Origin of the sequence: Aestuariibius sp. HNIBRBA575 (assembly GCF_040932005.1) — a bacterium.
Classification (GTDB): Bacteria; Pseudomonadota; Alphaproteobacteria; order Rhodobacterales; family Rhodobacteraceae; genus CANLNM01.
The window spans coordinates 1,018,742-1,037,693 of sequence record NZ_CP162414.1 but is presented as its reverse complement, the minus strand read 5'-3'; the positions used below and the strand labels follow the sequence as shown (position 1 = coordinate 1,037,693).

Here is an 18,952-nt window from a genome sequence, read left to right as displayed (position 1 = left end):
TGGCCTTCATTGTGTGTCCACGGCGGGTTCAACGGCCAGATTTCCACCTGCTTCGGTCTGAACAAAGGCATCAGCGCATAGTTTGGCCAAATTGCGCACCCGTCCGATATAGTTCTGACGTTCAGTCACCGAAATCACCCCACGCGCATCGAGCAAGTTGAACATATGGCTGGCCTTGATGCATTGATCATAGGCAGGATGCGCCATGATGATGCGTTTGCCGGTTTTGGGGTCCAGCGCCTCTTGGGACAGAATGGTTTGGCATTCGGCCTCGGCCTCTTCGAACTGTTTTAGCAACACGTCGGTATTGGCCACGTCAAAGTTCCAGCGGGAATATTCCTGCTCTGTTTGGCGAAACACATCCCCATAAGTCAACGGAATGATCCCATCCGGATCATTGTAGGGCATGTCCATCACGTGATCCGCGCTTAGGATATACATCGCCAAACGTTCCAGACCATAGGTCAATTCACCGGTCACAGGATGGCAATCATGGCCGCCAACCTGTTGGAAATAGGTGAATTGGCTGACTTCCATGCCGTCACACCACACTTCCCATCCCAGTCCCCATGCGCCCAGAGTTGGGCTTTCCCAATCGTCTTCGACAAATCTGATGTCATGTTTGGACATATCAATGCCGATGGCGCGTAATGATCCCAGATACAGGTCCTGCAAATTAGGCGGGCTGGGTTTGATCACCACCTGATATTGGTAATAATGCTGCAACCGGTTCGGGTTTTCCCCATACCGCCCATCGGTGGGACGGCGTGACGGTTGCACATAGGCCGCAGCCCATGACCGCGACCCCAGGGATCGCAGCGTTGTGGCGGGGTGGAACGTACCGGCGCCCACCTCCATGTCATAGGGTTGCAGCACAGCGCAGCCCATTTCGCTCCAGTAATTCTGAAGTCGCAAAATGATTTCCTGAAAACTGCGCGGTGTGTCGGCCATGGTGCCCTCAATCTTTGGTCGAGGGTTGGATAATCCGTGCTGGCAGTGCTGACAATGGGGTCAATTGGGCCTTGGACGCTTAATTCGTGCAAAAACGGCCAATATTCCGGTTTTCCCCCCTTGTGCTTTGGCCCGTATTTGAGTTGGTAGCAGTGTTAAGATCAAAAAATAAATGTTGGGAAGCGTATGAAACGGGGTTTTTCTGGGATCATTTTAGCAGCGTCGATGGCTGGGGCTTTGGCTGCGCCGGCTTTTGGCCAGGACGTCGTTTATGTGCAAATCGAAGCACAGCGCACGTTAAACGCCGCGCAGAACAAAGTCCGCGAATATGCCGGAAGCCTGCCTGACGTGAATGGGTATTACCTTGGATCGGGCTGGTACGGCATCGCGTTGGGCCCCTATAGCCCGGATGACGCCAATGTGGCCCTGCGCCAATTGCGCGCCCAAGGCGCCATCCCGCGGGACGCCTATATTGTTACCGGCGATCAGTTTCAGCAGCAATTCTGGCCCGTTGGTGTTGGCGCACCGACCGATGCACAGCCCCTGCCCGACAATTTAGCCTCAAATGATGTGCAAACAGGCGACACAACGGCCGAAGCCGCCCCAGAAATTGTCGAGCCTGATCCGATTCAGGTCCCCGACGAAACCCTGCGCGAAGCCCAAGCCAGCGAATCCCAACTGACCCGTGATCAGAAAAAAGATCTGCAAATTGCTCTGCAATGGGCCGGGTTTTACTCTGCTGCCATCGATGGGTCCTATGGCCGTGGTACACGTCAATCCATGCGCGATTGGCAAGAGGCCAACAACCACGAAACAACCGGCGTGCTAACCACGGCGCAACGTGCTGAATTGTTTGCACAATATAACGCCGTTCTGGATGGCATGGATTTGCAGATTGTACGCGACGAAGCGGCCGGGATCGAAATCATGATCCCCACAGGGGTCGTTGGTTTCAGCGAATATGAGCCACCCTTTGCGCGGTATGACGCCAAAGGTGACCTTCAGGCGCAGGTGTTGTTAATTTCCCAAGAGGGCAATCAGGACCGTTTGTTTGGGCTTTACGAAATCTTGCAAACCCTTGAAATTGTGCCACTCGAAGGCGAACGTCAGCGGCGTGACCGGTCGTTCACCTTGGAAGGTGTGAATGACGACATCCATTCCTATACTCAGGTTGAATTGCGCGATGGCCATATCAAAGGGTTTTCCCTGATTTGGCCCGCCGGTGACGACGAACGTCGCACGCGCATTCTGGCTGAAATGAAAGACAGCTTTGCCATAGTCGAAGGAGTGCTGGACCCCGCCATTGCATTGCCGGATGAAAGTCAGGCCATTGATCTGGTTTCAGGATTGCAAGTGCGCCGCCCTGCCCTGTCGCGGTCTGGGTTTTACATCGACGCCCAAGGCAGCGTGTTAACCGTTGCCGAGGCCGTGCAGGGATGTGAACAGATCACGCTGGATGCGGATCACACCGCGACCGTAGCCCATGTGGACGAAGATCTGGGAATCGCAGTTTTGCGCCCTCAGGATGCGCTTGCCCCGCTGGATGTTGCAGAATTCCAAGTCGGTGTGCCCCGCCTGCAAAGCCAGGTTGCGGTGGCAGGATATCCGTTTGGTGGCTTGCTGAGCGCGCCAACGATGACCTTTGGGGTTTTGGCAGATCTGCGTGGTTTGGATGGCGAAGAGCATGTCAAACGCATCGCCATGAATGCAGATGAGGGCGACGCTGGCGGCCCGATTTTTGACAATGGCGGCGCGGTATTGGGCATGTTGTTGCCACGTCCGGCTGGTAATGCGCGGGTTTTGCCACAGGATGTCAATTTTATCACCGATGCCGAGGCGATTTTGGGATCTCTGAATGAGGCAGGTATTTCAGTGTCCACCACCGATGCTGCGGCCTTTATGGAACCCGAAACGTTGACCTTCAAAGCGGCAGATATGACCGTCTTGGTGAGCTGCTGGTAATTTGCCAGCACTGACCAGCCCGTTTTGCGGCTAAATTTGCTTCAAGTAGCGGCTGATTTGACCCAGTATCGACTGAGTCTTTTCGGCAAGGTCGCGCACATTGTCCGAAATCAATTTGAAACCAGCCCCTTCCTCTCCGACGCGCGCGGCCTCTAACGCCGCGTTGATGGCGATCATATGGATTGTACGGCCAACCTGATTGGCGGATGTCACAGATTCCATCAGGCTGGACACATTGGTTTTGTCGCGTTGATCCTGCGCATTTCTAAGCATTTGCGTCATCATCACCAAAAATTTGGTAACTTTGGGTTCGAATTCGTTCAAGCAAAAGCTTTGATAATCTTCAAATTTTTGCAATGCTTGCATTGGGTTATCAGATGCGCGCGTCAGGTGGTGGTGCAATTCCTGCACGCAATCACGTGCCTCTTGATAGAGGTGCAACAATTCAGGATTTGGTTCAATTCCAGCGGCAGTAAATTCAGATAGCACATGTTTACTGAGCGCCGTATGCGCCGCGTCGATACGATCAATCGAGAGTTCCAAGGCAGGCGCCTGAGCCACCTCTTGGGTCGTGAGGTTGCCATTTTCCAACGCAAATAATGTGAGCGCAGCAATCCGGCTGGGCCCAATAGCCATGAAAAGTTCAACCTGAACATCACGGGGACGTTTGCGCGCAGTTTCAATCATACTCAAAATGCAACCATGTTATCGAAATGTGTTTGGTTAATTTCTAAACGTAGAAACGTTTCCAAACTTCTAACTCAACACGATTTATTGGCGCCAGAATTGCCAAGTGAGAATGGTTAATACAGCCATAATTTCCAACCGTCCGACCAACATAGCGACCGTTAGCACCCATTTTGCAGTCGCGCTTAGGCCCCAGAAGTTACCGGCTGGGCCAATTTCGTCGCCCAAACCCGGTCCGATATTGGCCAACGCGGCCGCGGCGCCAGAAATAGAAGTCACAAAATCCAACCCGGTCATGCTGAGCGCGATGGCAAACACGCCAAGCGACACAATAAAGGCGACAAAGAACGCCATGACCGAGCTGAGGATGTCATCGCCAACGGCACGGCCTTCGTAGCGGGGCGTAAACAGGCCGTGTGGCGAATGAATGCGACGGATTTGCACTTTAATAGAGGCAAATAACAGCTGGTAACGAAACACTTTTATCGAACAGGCGGTCGATCCCGCACATCCACCAATAAGCCCGATGAAAAAGAACATCGTCACGGCAAATGGCCCCCAGATTGTGTAATCCATGCTGGAAAATCCGGTGCCTGAAATGATCGATGTGACGTTAAACAATGCCTCTCTGAAGCCTTGTTCCAGGGGCACGTCCGTTTGCGTGCGCCACACCCATAATGTCATCACCGCGACCAGCACCGATAGCGTGATGAAAAACACCCTGATCTGGCTATCGCGCCAGAGGGGCTGTGCAGAGCCAGAAATCAATTGCACGTAACGCACAAACGGCAATGCGGCGAGGAACATGAACAATGTAGCCACGTAATGCGCCCCGGCGCCAAACGCCCCAAAAGACGCGTCGTAATTGGCCATGCCTCCGGTGGCGACCGTGGTCATTGCGTGTGTCATCGCATCAAATGACGACATGCCTGCGGCCGCATATGCCACCGCACAGGCCATCGTCAAAGAGACGTAAATCACCGAAATACGAGACGAAATTTCTGTCGCCCGAGGAAGGATTTTTCCAAAAGTATCAAAGCCTTCGGATCGGAAGATTTGCATCCCCCCAACTTTGAGCTCTGGCAAAAACACCATGGCCACAACAATGATCCCGATCCCGCCGAGCCATTGCAGAATACCACGCCAGAGTTTGATCCCTTCGGGCAGGCCATCCAGCCCATTCACCACCGTTGCCCCTGTTGTGGTCAGGCCGGACATGGCTTCGAACATGGCGTTGGTCAGGTCCAGCTGCGTCGCCCCGATCATAAACGGGATCGCGCCAAATAACGGCAGCACTGACCAAACCAAAGTGGTCAGCAAAAACGTTTGTCGGATCGACAATCCCTGTGACACGCCGTTGGAACAGGACAAGGCGATCAACCCGCCCGACAAAATGGTTAAAAACGCGCTTTCTAGGAAAACCGGCCATTGCCCATTGCCTGCGGACAAATCGGCCACAAGCGGCGCCAACATGGTTAACCCAAGCGCGGCCACAAGCAGGCCAATAACATATCCGACAGGTCGAAGATCAGGCATTCGGCAGCGTTGGCCGCACCGCGTGAAAGTGTCAAGATGCAACCGGGCTTTGACAGGTTTCGACCGCACATAATGCGTGGTTTTCATCGCGTTTTGGGCGGCTTCAACTTGGTAAATGCCCAACTCATTGCCCTTAATTGCCCCAATCTTGTCCTATTGTCGCAATATCAGAAACGATAATATCTAAGACGAACAAAATTTCGGGGCATCACATGGACCATCCATATTCGGATCTGCCAGATAAGGCGTTTTGGCGAAATGGCGTCGTACAGACCGACCGTAATCGGTTTCCGGATTTGTTCACACCCAAGTTCGACATCACGCCAGACACCCGTGTCGCCACTGCGGGCAGTTGTTTTGCCCAACATATTGGACGGGTATTGCGGCAGGCCTGTTGCACCGTGTTGGATGCCGAACCCGCCCCCAAGCCCCTGACTGACGAGGATGCGAAAGCATTTGGTTATTCCATATTTTCAGGGCGTTACGGCAATATCTATACCACCCGGCAATTGCGTCAAATGCTGACTGACATCGCTGACGGTTTCACAGATCCACGTTTTGTCTGGGCCAAAGACAGCACCTTTGTCGATGCGTTCCGCCCGACGATCGAACCCTTTGGCCTGTCCAGTGTCGAAGAGGTGCTGCTGCATCGCGACTACCATCTGGAACGCACGTCGCAAATGCTGCGCCAAACCGATGTGTTTGTCTTTACCCTTGGGCTGACCGAAGCCTGGGAAGACGCCCCAACAGGGCGGGTTTTCCCGATGTGCCCGGGTGTGGTTGCCGGGACATTCGACGATGAAACCCATATTTTCCGTAACTTTCGGTATGGTGATATCCTTGAGGATTTAGAGGCCATTCAGAAATTACTGCGTCGGTTCAATCCGGATATGAAAATGATTCTGACCGTTTCCCCGGTGCCTTTGACGGCAACGGCCACGCAGGATCACGTTTTGCTATCAACCACATGGTCCAAATCGACATTGCGCGCCGCCGCCGGTGATTTTGCCGCCGACAACGACGACGTCGCCTATTTTCCATCCTATGAATTGATCACATCCCCCGCGACAGGTCCGGAAACAGGCGGTCCATGGTTTGAAAAAAACCTGCGCAGCGTGCGCCCGGACGGCGTGGATATGGTGATGGGGATCTTTTTGGAATCGCATGGATTGCTGGATCAGACCACAGATACCGATGCGCCAGATCCATCAAACACCGAGTCAGAGAACGAATACACATCCGACCAGGATGAAGAGGACGACCTGATTTGTGACGAACTTTTGCTACAGGCTTTTGCAAAATGAAAAAACGTGTCCTGATTTTTGGAAATTCCCATGTCGCCGCCCTCAAAGAGGCCGCATCGGCGCATCCAGACCTGTGGTCTGACTTGGACCTGACATTTGTCGGCACGCATCGCAACATGCTGCTAGAGACCACAATATCCGAGTCGGTTCTGACCCCGAATACAGACCGGACGCGGCAATATTTTGTGGATTACGGCGGGCAGCCATCGTTTGATTTGACAGAATATGACGTGTTGGCGATTGCCGGATGTCAGGTCACGGCCATGCGAATGATGCAGGTTTACCGGTTCGCGCGTTACATGAGCTTGCCCTCGATGACCAAGGTCAACGATCTAGCCACCATGTCACCCGCATTGGTGTCGCAACACGCCTTTGCGGCAGGGATTGCATCGTCGATCAAACCCACCCTGGGCGCCACTTTCGCCAGAAAGCTGAGACACGGGACAGATGCCCCAATCCTGTATCTTTCCCAACCGCGGGTGGCGCAGGCCGTGATGAAAACAACCAAAAACGCCCTTGGTGCGTTGAAAAAACCCGTACATCATGGGGATGGCCCGTCCCTGTCACATCTGTTTGACACCACCATCACCGATCTGATGAACGCCATTGATGTCACGTTTGTTCCTCAACCCCAAGACACCGTTTTTAAGGGGCTTTTGACGGCGCAGAAATATGTCAACGGCGCCATCCGACTGACAAGTGAGGGCCGGATCAAACAGCCCAAAGAGGACCTGCTGCATGCCAACAAGGCCTATGGCAAAAAGGTTCTCGATCAGGTGCAACAATTGGTTGCCGCCTAGCTGATCTAGCCGCTTTAACCGACGTGAAACAACGTGTTGAACAGTTTCGGATCCAGACTGTCTGCCGCAAAGGTGGGGCCTTCGGTCAGGATCGACACTGCATCATGGGAATGCAGGCTTTCTTGGTGGCTGGCCACAACCCGGAAATCGCCAATCCGTGGATCCGCACGTAGTTTTTCACAAAACAGCCGCGCGGCATCTTCGACAAAAATCGGATGGGCCGCGTTTAATTCAGCAAAGGCCTGTTCATCTTCGCGTTTGACCATCACCTGAGTTTCGGTCGGCACCGCATCGCGGGCCAATTCGATCAGATCTTCGTACCACAGGCATTTTTCGCTCTGAACTTTGACCGAAATGCGGGCCACGGACCGCTGGGAATGCGGCGTTGCCAATTGGCCGCGTACCTGACGGGCATGTTCGCTGAGTTCCAGTGAACACGGGCAAGTGGACGAATACACATAGTCCAAATGCATAATTTCACTGCGTTGCCCGCCCACATCCACCAATTCCAAGGCGAAATCGTAATATTGGAAACCCGACAGGCCCGATCGCAGGCTTTCGATGCGCATCGGAAACGAAAACCGCATCTGAATACGCGCATCAAAACTGTCCAGATCGGTTTTGTACGAATCAAGCGCGTTTTCAATCACCCCAAAACTAAACGTCTGTTCGGCATGTTTGTAGAAACTGCGCATGATCCGGGACATGTTAATGCCCTTCTTTTCCGCCTCTAGGCTGACGGTGCCGGTGACGGATGTTTCCAGCGACAGGTCATTGCCATCGCGACTGTGAAACCGGATCGGCAAACGGAAATTGGAAATGCCCACATGCTGAATCACCGTATTGGCGCCTTTGATCAACGAAGACGGGCCATTTTGCAGGTCAGGCAGGCTGGATTTATAGGCCGCATCGACCGTAAAATCGTCAGGATATTGGTTGTTCAGCGCCGGATAATTGGACAATTCCTGCCCCGGGATCAGCCGTGCAATGGCAGGATCAAGCGCGGCCACCTGTTCAGGGCTGGCCGATTGCGCCCAGCGCCGCAGCACCAATAGCGCCGTTTCAGCGTCATCCCGATCCGGGGACAATGTCAGGTCTTTGACATGCGAATTCATGTGGGCGTCCTTTGGGCAAATCCAGCAAATGCCAGACCAGTATATGAGATTTGTGGTCCCCAATGCCAATGAAAGCGGAGTTTTCTGTGCGCGAAACGTCAATTCCTATCTGAATTAACGATTTGCGGCCCCATTAGGGACCGCGCGAACTCTGCGCCGAACCGTATTACAGCGCGGTAATGGCACCGTTCAATTCGTTGATCAGATCACTGACATCCTCTAGCCCAACCGAAATACGGATTAGACCGGGCGTGATGCCCAATGCAATTTTCTGATCATCTGGCAGACGCTGATGGGTGGTTGTCGCCGGATGGGTCGCAATCGATTTGGCATCGCCCAGATTGTTGGAAATTGTGATGATTTCCAACGCATTCAGGATTTTGAACGCCGCCTCTTGGCTGCCTGCATCAATCGACAGAACCGTGCCGCCGCTGCCGGTCTGGGCCATGGCCAAATCATAATGCGGATGGTTGGTCAGCCCGGGATAGATCACCTGTTCCAGCTTGTTGCTGCCTTGCAATGCGGTTGCGATTTCCAGCGCAGAATCCGCCTGCGCGCGCACGCGCAAATCCATCGTTTCCAATCCCTTTAGCAACAACCAAGCGGTAAAGGGCGACATCGAACCGCCGGTATGTTTCATATAAGGTTCAAGCGTGCCGCGGATGAACTCTTTGGTGCCCAGAACCACACCGCCCAGCGCCCGTCCCTGCCCGTCAATGTGTTTGGTGGCCGAATAGACAATCACATCCGCGCCGTTTTCAGCTGCGTTGCTAAACACAGGTGTGGCAAACACATTGTCCACCACAACCAACGCACCCACTGCATGGGCCAGCTTTGAAACCGATGTGATGTCAACAACTTGCAATGTTGGGTTGGCGACGGATTCAAAAAACACCGCTTTGGTATCTGGACGCATGGCCGCCTGCCATTCGTCCAGATTAGCCCCATCAACAAAGGTCACTTCGACCCCGAAACGGGTTAGCACCTCTTCTAGGACATAAAGACAGGACCCAAACAGCGCGCGGGCCGAAACCACGTGATCGCCCGCCTTAAGCAGCGATGTCAGCGCGCCATTGACGGCCGCCATGCCAGAGGCACAGGCAAACGCATCTTCTGTGCCTTCCAATGCCGCGATCCGGTCTTCGAACATGGCCACGGTTGGGTTGCCATAGCGCGCATAGATAAATTCATCCGGCCCGCTTTCGATAAACCGGGCTTCGGCGTCTTCGGCGCTGTTGTAAACAAAGCCCTGCGTCATATAGATCGCTTCGCTCACTTCGCCATATTGGCTGCGGCGAATGCCGGAATGAACGGCCTTGGTGCGTTTGTTCCACGTCTTCATCGTCTTCTCCTTGGGCGGTTGCCCGTGTTGCGGGGGGCGTTTTGACAACAAAAAACCCCGACACCGGACAGGTATCGGGGCGCACCCGTACACCTATTTAGCGGAAATGTTTTACGTGGCCCGCAATCCGGTAACAAATCGCCACGACGTTCCAATAGCGCCGACACAGACCTGCCGTCAAGTCACGTCGCACAAGCTGCAAATTGTTAACCCACCGTTACGGTCCTGTTACGGCAATTTTAACCACTTGGCCGATGGTTTTTGCAGCAATACCGCAATGTATGGGGCTGGCATGGCACTTCTTCCGATAAATGCTGCTGATACGTATGATCCCGACGCCCTTAGCGCAGGATTGACCGGACTAAAGAAAGACGCCCCCGTTGTGGTCATGATCCATGGGTACAAATTCTGCCCCCATGCCGCGCCCCATAATCCCCACACCCATATCCTGTCCCTATCCCCCGCAAATCCCAGCCGCAAAGCCGTGCCTTGGCCGGCCATGTTATGCGTGGAAAAGGCGGGCGGTTTGGCCATCGGGTTTGGGTGGTCGGCGCGCGGGTCCATCTGGCAGGCGCATAAATCGGCGCAGCGTGCGGGCGATCAACTGCGCCGTCTGTTGACGCAGATCGAACAGCTGTCGCCCGGTCGGCAGGTGCATATCATTGCCCATTCTTTGGGGGCACGCGTCGCGATAGAGGCCCTGCATGATCTGGCACCGGGGATTGTGCGCCGGATGATCCTGATTTCAGCGGCCCTATTTCAACGCGAAGCCAATGCCGCCCTGGCCAGTGCTGCGGGTCAAGAGGTCGAAGTGTTCAACGTGACCGGGCGTGAAAACATGGCCTTTGACGTGTTGCTGCGCGCGGCCTTTCCGGTGCATGGCGCCACAACGGGGCGTGGATTATCACATCAAAACTGGCTGGATTTGCCGCTGGATCAACCGGATCGCCTGCGTGGATTGGCGCAATTGGGGTTCAACATCGATCGCCCGGATCGCAATATCTGTCATTGGAGCGGCTATGCGCGCCGATCCGTCTGGCCGCTTTATCGCGCTATTTTGCTGGCTGCGGATGAAACGCCGTTTGCTTTGCTCAGCGCGGCGATCCGCACCAACACGGCGACAAATCCGCGATCCTGTGCATCTGATCTGTTGCCATTGGGCATATAATCGCCATCCTGCGGGCAATGCATCAGCCAGCCGCGACAGGAAACGTTATGACCCCAATCGAGCTTTATTATTGGCCCACCCCTAATGGTTGGAAAATTTCCATCGCTTTGGCGGAAATGGATCTGCCGTTTCACGTCAATCTGATCAATATCGGCAAAGGGGATCAATTTGCGCCCGATTTCCTGAAAATAGCGCCAAACAACAAAATGCCGGTGATTGTCGATGCAGACGGCCCGGATGGCGCGCCCATCACCGTGTTCGAAAGTGGCGCAATCCTACAATATCTGGCACGCAAAACCGGTCTGTTCTATGGGCAAACCGAACGGGACCGGATTGCCGTGGATCAATGGCTGATGTGGCAAATGGGCGGCGTTGGCCCAATGGCCGGTCAGGCGCATCATTTCCTGAAATACGCGCCTAACATGACCCCTCCGCAGGATTTGCCCTATGCCAAGGATCGCTATCGCAGCGAAGTGGCCCGGCTTTATGGTGTTTTAGACAGCCAATTGGCCAAATCAGACTTTGTGGCCGGGGATTTCTATTCGATCGCGGACATGTCGATCTGGCCTTGGGCCAGCCTATGGGAAGGCCAGCAACAGGACCTGTCAGACAAACCAAACCTGACCCGTTGGTTGGATCAGATGGCACACCGCCCGGGCGTTCAGACCGGACGGGCATTGCATGCGGATCTGCGCGGTGAGCTGCAAAAAGACCAAGCCGCGCTAAAGACGTTGTTCACGCAACCCAAATAGCGGCCAATTTGGCCTGTGGTTTCTGGGCCCGATCCGCGGCCCTGAAACCCCTTGATCGCCCATTGCCCTTTTCATCTCTTGCGCATAAAAGCGCTGCGACGACAGATTGGGAAAGATAATGCCAGTTCTGGTAATGAAATTTGGCGGGACTTCCGTCGCAACACTCGACCGCATCAAACGCGCCGCCAAAAAGGTCGGCGTTGAGGTGGCCAAAGGCTATGACGTGATTGTCATCGTTTCGGCCATGTCCGGCAAAACCAATGAATTGGTGGGCTGGGTCAACGAAACTTCACCGCTGTTTGATGCGCGTGAATATGATGCGGTTGTGTCCTCGGGTGAAAATGTCACCGCCGGTTTGATGGCGTTGACATTGCAAGAAATGGACGTGCCCGCGCGGTCATGGCAAGGCTGGCAAGTGCCGCTGCTGACCACGTCTGCGCATTCCTCTGCCCGGATCGAAGAAATTCAAACCGACAATATCAACGCCAAGTTTGGCGAAGGCATGCGTGTCGCTGTTGTTGCCGGATTTCAAGGGCTTAGCCCAGAAGGTCGGATCACAACGCTGGGACGCGGCGGGTCTGATACCACGGCGGTTGCCTTTGCCGCGGCGTTCGAAGCAGAGCGCTGTGACATCTATACGGATGTGGATGGCGTTTACACGACCGATCCGCGCATCTGTGAAAAGGCGCGCAAACTCGACAAAATCGCGTTTGAAGAAATGCTTGAACTGGCTTCGCTTGGGGCCAAGGTTTTGCAAACCCGCTCGGTTGAGCTGGCAATGAAATACAAAGTGCGCCTGCGCGTGCTCAGCTCTTTCGAAGAACAATCCGACGAGGCCGGGACACTGGTCTGCGACGAGGAGGAAATCATGGAACAGAATGCCGTGGCCGGTGTGGCCTATAGCCGTGACGAAGCCAAAGTGACCCTGATTTCGGTCGCCGACCGTCCGGGAATCGCCGCCGCCATCTTTGGCCCCTTGGCTGATGCGGGTGTGAACGTCGACATGATCGTTCAGAACATTTCCGAAGACGGCCGCACGGATATGACGTTTTCCTGCCCCATCGATCAGGTCGCGCGCGCCGAAAAGGCCATGAACGCCGCCAAGGCCGCAGACAGCATCAATTTCCACGATCTGGTCGCGGATACGGATGTCTGCAAAGTGTCCATCGTTGGCATCGGCATGCGGTCCCATGCGGGGGTTGCCGCCAAAATGTTCGACTGTTTGTCGCGCGAAGGCATCAACCTAAAGGTCATCGGCACCTCAGAAATCAAGGTTTCTGTGTTGATTGATCGAAAATACATGGAATTGGCCGTGCAAGCCCTGCATGATGCCTTTGAATTAGAGAAAACCGCCTGATATAGACGCCTTACAACCGTGGCGCGAATGTCAGGGGCACCAGAAGGTGATGAGGGCGTATGTCTGAGAGCTTTGAGAGCGAAAGTCGTAAGCTATTGGGTCGCCTGCGCGATACAATGGCCGAAGATGCTGCTGGGCAGGAACGTCTGAACAAAATTGTTCAGCTGATTGCCCATTCTATGCAGGCCGAAGTCTGTTCAATCTATCTGTTTCGCGACGAAGACACGCTGGAACTATGCGCAACCGAAGGGTTGGCCGCAGAATCTGTGCATCAGACCCGCATGAAAATCGGCGAAGGTCTGGTGGGCAAAGTGGCCCGCACCAAACGTATCCTCAACACCGAAGACGCCCCGTCTGCCAAGGGGTTCCGCTATATGCCCGAAACCGGCGAAGAACGGTATTCAAGCTTTTGTGGTGTGCCGATCCAGCGGTTGGGCGACATGATGGGCGTTTTGGTGGTGCAATCCAAAGAGGCCCGTAAATTTGTCGCCGACGAAATCTATGCCCTCGAAGTGGTGGCAATGGTGCTGGCGGAAATGACCGAATTGGGCGTGTTTCTGGGCGACGGTGCGGCGCTATCTGCGCGCCATCAACAGGCGGTGATGCTGCGCGGCGCAACCGGCCAAGAAGGCACCGCACAGGGTCAGGTTTACCTGCATGAACCGCGTGTTGTGGTCACCAATCCGGTATCGGATGATCCGGTGGCCGAAATAAAACGCCTGACCGAGGCGGTGAACACGCTGCGTTTGTCGGTGGACGATATGCTGTCAGCCACGCCATCGACCAACACCGAACAGATGCAGGTCATGGAAGCCTACCGCATGTTCGCCAATTCCCGGTCGTGGATGAAGCGCATGGAAGCGGATATTTCCAACGGTCTGTCCGCAGAAGCCGCCGTGGAAAAGGAACAATCGCTGGCGCGCACTCGGATGGGGCAAGCCAAAGACGCCTATCTGCGCGACCGCCTGCATGATCTGGATGATCTGTCCAATCGGCTGCTGCGGATCCTGACCGGCCAGGGCGCACATACGGGGGCGGAAATGCCCGCCAATCCTGTGCTTGTGGCGCGCAATATCGGTCCGGCAGAATTGCTGGATTACGGCAAAAACCTAAAAGGCATCGTCTTAGAAGAAGGGTCCGTTGGCAGTCACGCCGCCATCGTAGCCCGTGCCTGGGCCATCCCGCTGATCATCCACGCCCGTGGGATTATCTCAGAGGCGTTGAACGGCGATGCGATCCTTGTGGATGGTGACCAAGGCATCGCCCATCTGCGCCCGGATGAAACAGTTCAGGCCGCGTTCAGCGATAAAATCGCCATGCAAACCCGGGCGCAGGAACGGTATACGTCCATCCGTGATTTGCCAGCTGAAACACGTGATGGCCAGCAAATCACGCTGCAAATGAATGCCGGTTTGATGGCGGATTTGCCTTCGCTGCCCACATCCGGCGCCGAAGGGGTGGGTCTGTTTCGGACCGAATTGCAATTCCTTGTGCGCAATCAAATGCCGCGCCGCGCCGAATTATCCGCACTTTATGCCCGTGTCATTGATGCCGCCGAAGGCCGGCGCGTGGCGTTTCGCACGTTGGATATCGGATCCGACAAAGTGCTGCCCTATATGAAGCCCAATGACGAACCCAACCCGGCCATGGGCTGGCGGGCGATCCGTGTGGGGCTGGAAAAACCCGGCGTTTTGCGGATGCAGCTTCAGGCGCTGATCCGTGCGGCCAATGGGCGGCCATTGTCGGTGATGTTCCCGTTTATTGCCCAGCTCGAAGAATTCCGGGCCGCGCGCGCCGAAATGGACAAAGCCATGGAACGCGAACGCATCCTCGGCCATCCCCTGCCTGCGGATGTGCAAATCGGCGCCATGTTGGAAACCCCATCGCTGGCTTTTGCCCCCGAAGTGTTCTTTGACGAGGTGGATTTCCTGTCCATCGGCGGCAATGACCTAAAGCAGTTTTTCTTTGCGGCGGATCGCGAAAATGAACGGGTGCGCAAACGCTATGACACGCTGAATGTGTCCTTTCTCAGCTTTATCGAACAGGTCATTGCGCGGTGTGAACCCCACAACACTGACCTTTCTTTCTGTGGCGAGGACGCCGGTCGCCCCATCGAGGCGCTTTGTTTTGCGGCTCTTGGCCTGCGGTCGCTATCGATGCGCCCGGCCTCTATTGGGCCGGTCAAACACCTGTTGCGCCGCAGCAATCTGTCTGAAATCCGCGATGTGATCGAAACCGCCAAAGCGTCCGGCGCCATGACCGTGCGCCCAGCCATTATGGATTATCTGAAAAAACAGGATTGGTCGATTTGACTGCGCGCTGTTTTGGCCTGTTTTGGTTGCTATGAAACCCGCCCCCACAAACGTGCGGCGCTAGTTGCGGATCACCGGCAGTTTTGACGCGGCCAATTGACGGTGGAATTCGTCCAAAACGTCGGCTTCGTCATGGATGCGCGCCAAGGCCCGCAACCCAAAATGCACCTGCGCCATTTCCACATAATAGCTGGTAAAGGCAAAGTTGGTCCCAGCCCCGGCCGCTGCGCCCAAAACCGGCACCGCTTGGCTGGCCAGTTTTTGCCCCAGCAAGGTGGCAAATTTCGGCGCGATGCTCTGGATCAGTTTATTAACGGCGGGCCCGGTCAGCGACAGGCGCGCCCCCACAAAGGTGGTGTCGATCCCATCATCCGCATCGCCCGGACCACCTGATCCAAACACCCGCAGGCATTCCACGCGGGTTTCTGGCGCGGTGGGATCTTCGCCCAAACTTTCGGCGACATCCTGAACCGCGCGGAAAATCAATGTCGTGGCCACCGGCAATTCTGCCAGCGCCGTAGGCAATCCGCCCAGCCCGCCCAGCGCCCCGGACACAGAGGCCAGCACTTTGTTGGCGCGGTCGCCTTTGACGCCAACGGATCGGCTGCGCCCGGCCAGATCATAGGATCGCACCAATGCGTCGCGCGCGCCGCTTTCTAATCGGGTTCGCGCCCCTTCTGGCAGCATTTTCAACGCGTCTTCGACCTGACCACCGGCAAAGCTGATGACTTTCATCAACACGGTGCCTGCCTTGTTTTGGCGGGCCACCAATGCGGCGATGTCAGACTTGGCGTCATCGCTCAGTGCCGGTTTGGTTTTGGCGGGGTTGATGATTTTCATATTTGGGTCAAGATCGCTCATCTTTCTAAGATGGGGGTGATCCCGGCCCACTTCAATCACAGAGTTTGATCTGCGCGCGCCACCTGCCCTGTAATTCCATCCCAGGCACCGGCGGTCAGCGCATAGCCCAAAACCCGATTTGGATTGGTGGGCGGGGGCATGATCACACCTGAAACGGGCATAAACCCAAACCGCTCATAATAAGGTGCGTCCCCAACCAGCAAAATCCGCGCCCAGCCCAATTTGCGCGCGCGGTCCTGGACTTGGGCGATCAATGCCCCCCCCAGCCCTTCGCCTTGGCGGGTGGGATGCACCGCCACAGGCCCCAGCAGCAATGTGGGATGCCCGGATATATCCACTGGCCAGACCCGGATCGCGCCGCCCAGAATGTCGGCGTCGTCGCGCATGACCAGACATAATTCAGGCACCGCCGTAACCCCATCGCGCAGCCGATAAGACGACAACGCTTCGCGGCCCGGTGCAAAACACAGATCATAGAGCGCCTCAACGTCCCACCAATCCTGTGCATTCTCTTGCCTGATCTGATCCATGCCCGATCCTTTTCACTGGCCGCCGACCTAACATGCGCCTAAATCTCGTGCAAACGCTTGGAGTCGCGATATGTTCTATCAGCCAGAAAACGGGCATGGCCTGCCCCATAATCCGTTTAACGCCATTGTCACCCCCCGCCCGATTGGCTGGATTTCCACCCGCGGCGCATTGGGTGACAATCTGGCACCTTATTCGTTTTTTAATGCTGTGGCCTATGAACCGCCGCAGGTTATGTTTGCCTCTACCAGCGCCAAACCGGATCGGGACGACACCAAAGACAGCATGGCCCAAATCCGTGAAACCGGGTGTTTTGCGGTGAACATCGTGGAATTTGCCGCGCGCGATGCCATGAATAAATCATCCGGGGCCTGGCCAGCAGGGCAGGATGAATTTGCACTTGCCGGGATCAACAAAGCGGAATGTGACACCATTGATTGCCCGCGCGTGGCGGATGCGCCTGCCACGCTGGAATGCAAAATGACCCAGATCGTGCAATTGCCCGGCGCGACCAATTTTGTGGTTTTCGGCACCGTCACGGGTGTGCATCTGCGCGACGATTGCCTGACGGATGGCCTGTTTGATGTCACTAAATTTCGCCCGCTCGCGCGGCTTGGATATCGGGATTACACGTCTGTCACCGACACATTTAGCCTGACACGCCCAGACGAATAGACGGACCCTATCAAGTTAGATCCCCCAAAAACCGGTACGTTTGAACGCGCCGGTTTTTGCTGATTCTGGCCGTGCGAATCCAATCATCTACAGATGGTCACTAACCATCGGACATACAAAATCACGGTAAAATTAGGAAAAATACGAAAATATGCGTAGATTTGTATCATCCATTGGAAGAAAGGTATAAGCCGCGCCGCCCCTTTCCGCCCCAATGTAAATGCACTGGATCAAAACAATCCGTACTTTCTGGGAGGAAACCATGAAATCTTTACGTAACACGGCTCTCGGCTTGACCCTTGGGGTTGCCGGTGCATCGATGGCCAGCATGGCCAGTGCGGGTGAGCTGACAATCGCCACCGTAAACAACGGCCACATGATCGAAATGCAGAAATTGACCCCTGTATTCGAAGAAGCCAACCCCGGCATCACCGTCAATTGGGTGACCCTGGACGAAGGCACATTGCGCAGCCGCGTGACCACCGACATCACCACACGTGGCGGTCAGTTCGACATTATGACAATCGGCATGTACGAGGCGCCAATCTGGGGCGAACGCGGCTGGTTGCAGGCGCTGGAATTTGGCGAAGACTATAACGTCGACGACATCCTGCCTGCCATGCGCAACGGTCTGTCCCATGACGGCAACCTTTATGCGGCACCGTTCTATGGCGAAAGCTCGATGATCATGTATCGCAAGGACCTGTTGGATGCGGCTGGCATGACCATGCCCGACAATCCAAGCTGGGGCCATGTGGCAGATGCAGCCGCCGCCATGACCGACAAAGACAACGGTGTTTATGGCATCTGTCTGCGCGGCAAACCGGGCTGGGGCGACAACATGGCGTTCCTGACCACCATGGCCAACAGCTTTGGTGCGCAATGGTTCAACGAAGACTGGACCCCCGCGTTGGACAGCGCCGCCTGGAACCACGCAGTGCATTTCTATGTGGATCTGCTGAACAATTACGGGCCTCCGGGATCATCCGGCAATTCGTTCAACGAAATTCTGGCCCTGATCAACGAAGGCAAATGCGGCATGTGGATCGACGCCACCATCGCGGCCTCTTTTGTGTCCAATCCTGACCAATCCCAAGTGGCCGACGTGATCGCATTTGCACAATCCCCGCAAGCGGTGACAACACGTGGCGCCAACTGGCTGTGGGCGTGGTCGCTGGCCATCCCTGCCGGGACAAACCAAGCCGAAGACGCACAGAAGTTCATCGAATGGGCCACATCTGCGGATTACATCGAACTGGTGGCTGAAACCAATGGCTGGGGCGCGGTTCCAACCGGGACACGTCAATCCACCTATGACAACCCGAATTTCCAGGATGCAGCGGTCTTTGCCGATGCTGAACTGGCGGCGATCCTGTCTGCGGATCCAGAAAATTCGACCCAGAACCCATCGCCTTATGTCGGGGTTCAGTTTGCCGCCATTCCGGAATTCCAAGCAATTGGGACAGCCGTCGGTCAGCAAATGTCAGCCGCATTGGCCGGTGACGTAACCGTCGAAGAGGCACTGGAAGCCGCCCAAGAAGCGGCCGACCGTGAAATGCGCAAGGCCGGTTACTACTAAACCCGGACCTTCCTCCACTGGGG

The 18,952-nt window shown here is 55.4% G+C and carries 16 protein-coding genes and 1 riboswitch; of the genes, 9 read left to right on the top strand and 7 right to left on the bottom strand.

Annotation, left to right across the window (positions count from 1 at the left end; all coding sequences use genetic code 11):
* Window positions 1-6: 6 nt before the first annotated feature.
* The gene (locus AB1F12_RS05280; RefSeq protein WP_368187117.1) at window positions 7-951 is read right to left on the bottom strand and encodes a glycine--tRNA ligase subunit alpha; all 945 of its coding nucleotides are present in this window, start codon (window positions 949-951) and stop codon (window positions 7-9) included.
* Window positions 952-1,137: 186 nt separating this feature from the next.
* Between AB1F12_RS05280 and AB1F12_RS05275 the strand changes: the two genes are divergently transcribed.
* On the top strand, window positions 1,138-2,913 hold the full coding sequence (locus AB1F12_RS05275; protein WP_368187116.1) for a trypsin-like peptidase domain-containing protein: 1,776 nt from the start codon (window positions 1,138-1,140) through the stop codon (window positions 2,911-2,913).
* 30 nt (window positions 2,914-2,943) lie between these two features.
* Here the strand turns inward: AB1F12_RS05275 and AB1F12_RS05270 are convergent, their stop codons facing one another.
* Both AB1F12_RS05270 and AB1F12_RS05265 read right to left on the bottom strand, forming a co-directional pair.
* Window positions 2,944-3,549, bottom strand: a complete 606-nt coding sequence (locus AB1F12_RS05270; protein ID WP_368187115.1) for a methyl-accepting chemotaxis protein — start codon at window positions 3,547-3,549, stop codon at window positions 2,944-2,946.
* Window positions 3,550-3,684: 135 nt separating this feature from the next.
* A complete protein-coding gene (locus tag AB1F12_RS05265) occupies window positions 3,685-5,136 on the bottom strand; it encodes a TrkH family potassium uptake protein (RefSeq protein WP_368187114.1) in 1,452 nt (483 codons plus the stop codon).
* A 212-nt stretch (window positions 5,137-5,348) separates the two neighbouring features.
* On the opposite strand from AB1F12_RS05265, the gene AB1F12_RS05260 reads away from it, so the two are divergent.
* Together AB1F12_RS05260 and AB1F12_RS05255 are read left to right on the top strand one after the other, a co-directional pair.
* The gene (locus AB1F12_RS05260; protein ID WP_368187113.1) at window positions 5,349-6,440 is read left to right on the top strand and encodes a GSCFA domain-containing protein; all 1,092 of its coding nucleotides are present in this window, start codon (window positions 5,349-5,351) and stop codon (window positions 6,438-6,440) included.
* The gene (locus AB1F12_RS05255) at window positions 6,437-7,240 is read left to right on the top strand and encodes a hypothetical protein (protein ID WP_368187112.1); all 804 of its coding nucleotides are present in this window, start codon (window positions 6,437-6,439) and stop codon (window positions 7,238-7,240) included. The genes AB1F12_RS05260 and AB1F12_RS05255 overlap by 4 nt, the downstream gene beginning before the upstream one ends.
* A gap of 14 nt (window positions 7,241-7,254) precedes the next feature.
* Here AB1F12_RS05255 and folE2 read toward each other — a convergent pair whose 3' ends face one another.
* Together folE2 and metZ are read right to left on the bottom strand one after the other, a co-directional pair.
* Window positions 7,255-8,355, bottom strand: coding sequence for a GTP cyclohydrolase FolE2 (gene folE2 / locus AB1F12_RS05250; protein WP_368187111.1), 1,101 nt, complete (start codon window positions 8,353-8,355; stop codon window positions 7,255-7,257).
* Between the two features lie 166 nt (window positions 8,356-8,521).
* A complete protein-coding gene (metZ, locus tag AB1F12_RS05245; protein WP_368187110.1) occupies window positions 8,522-9,697 on the bottom strand; it encodes an O-succinylhomoserine sulfhydrylase in 1,176 nt (391 codons plus the stop codon).
* Between the two features lie 76 nt (window positions 9,698-9,773).
* Window positions 9,774-9,852, bottom strand: a riboswitch (SAM riboswitch).
* 137 nt (window positions 9,853-9,989) lie between these two features.
* On the opposite strand from metZ, the gene AB1F12_RS05240 reads away from it, so the two are divergent.
* The 4 genes from AB1F12_RS05240 (at window position 9,990) to ptsP (ending at window position 15,286) form a co-directional block, all read left to right on the top strand.
* On the top strand, window positions 9,990-10,865 hold the full coding sequence (locus tag AB1F12_RS05240) for an alpha/beta hydrolase (RefSeq protein WP_368187109.1): 876 nt from the start codon (window positions 9,990-9,992) through the stop codon (window positions 10,863-10,865).
* Between the two features lie 47 nt (window positions 10,866-10,912).
* Window positions 10,913-11,617 carry a glutathione S-transferase N-terminal domain-containing protein gene (locus AB1F12_RS05235; protein WP_368187107.1) on the top strand — a complete coding sequence of 235 codons (705 nt, stop codon included), beginning with the start codon at window positions 10,913-10,915 and terminating at the stop codon, window positions 11,615-11,617.
* Window positions 11,618-11,735: 118 nt separating this feature from the next.
* On the top strand, window positions 11,736-12,974 hold the full coding sequence (locus AB1F12_RS05230) for an aspartate kinase (RefSeq protein WP_368187106.1): 1,239 nt from the start codon (window positions 11,736-11,738) through the stop codon (window positions 12,972-12,974).
* Between the two features lie 59 nt (window positions 12,975-13,033).
* Window positions 13,034-15,286: a phosphoenolpyruvate--protein phosphotransferase gene (gene ptsP / locus AB1F12_RS05225; protein WP_368187104.1), complete on the top strand. Its 2,253-nt coding sequence runs from the start codon at window positions 13,034-13,036 to the stop codon at window positions 15,284-15,286.
* A 60-nt stretch (window positions 15,287-15,346) separates the two neighbouring features.
* On the opposite strand, the gene AB1F12_RS05220 is transcribed toward ptsP, so the two are convergent.
* Entirely contained in the window at window positions 15,347-16,147 is an 801-nt protein-coding gene (locus AB1F12_RS05220; protein WP_368187102.1) for an EcsC family protein, read from the bottom strand.
* A gap of 35 nt (window positions 16,148-16,182) precedes the next feature.
* Window positions 16,183-16,677 (bottom strand): GNAT family N-acetyltransferase, encoded by a 495-nt coding sequence (locus AB1F12_RS05215; RefSeq protein ID WP_368187101.1) that lies wholly within the window; start codon window positions 16,675-16,677, stop codon window positions 16,183-16,185.
* A gap of 70 nt (window positions 16,678-16,747) precedes the next feature.
* On the opposite strand from AB1F12_RS05215, the gene AB1F12_RS05210 reads away from it, so the two are divergent.
* Window positions 16,748-17,350, top strand: a complete 603-nt coding sequence (locus tag AB1F12_RS05210) for a flavin reductase family protein (RefSeq protein ID WP_368187099.1) — start codon at window positions 16,748-16,750, stop codon at window positions 17,348-17,350.
* 262 nt (window positions 17,351-17,612) lie between these two features.
* Complete coding sequence (locus AB1F12_RS05205; protein WP_368187097.1) at window positions 17,613-18,929, top strand: sugar ABC transporter substrate-binding protein; 1,317 nt, start codon at window positions 17,613-17,615, stop codon at window positions 18,927-18,929.
* The last annotated feature ends 23 nt before the right edge of the window (window positions 18,930-18,952 follow it).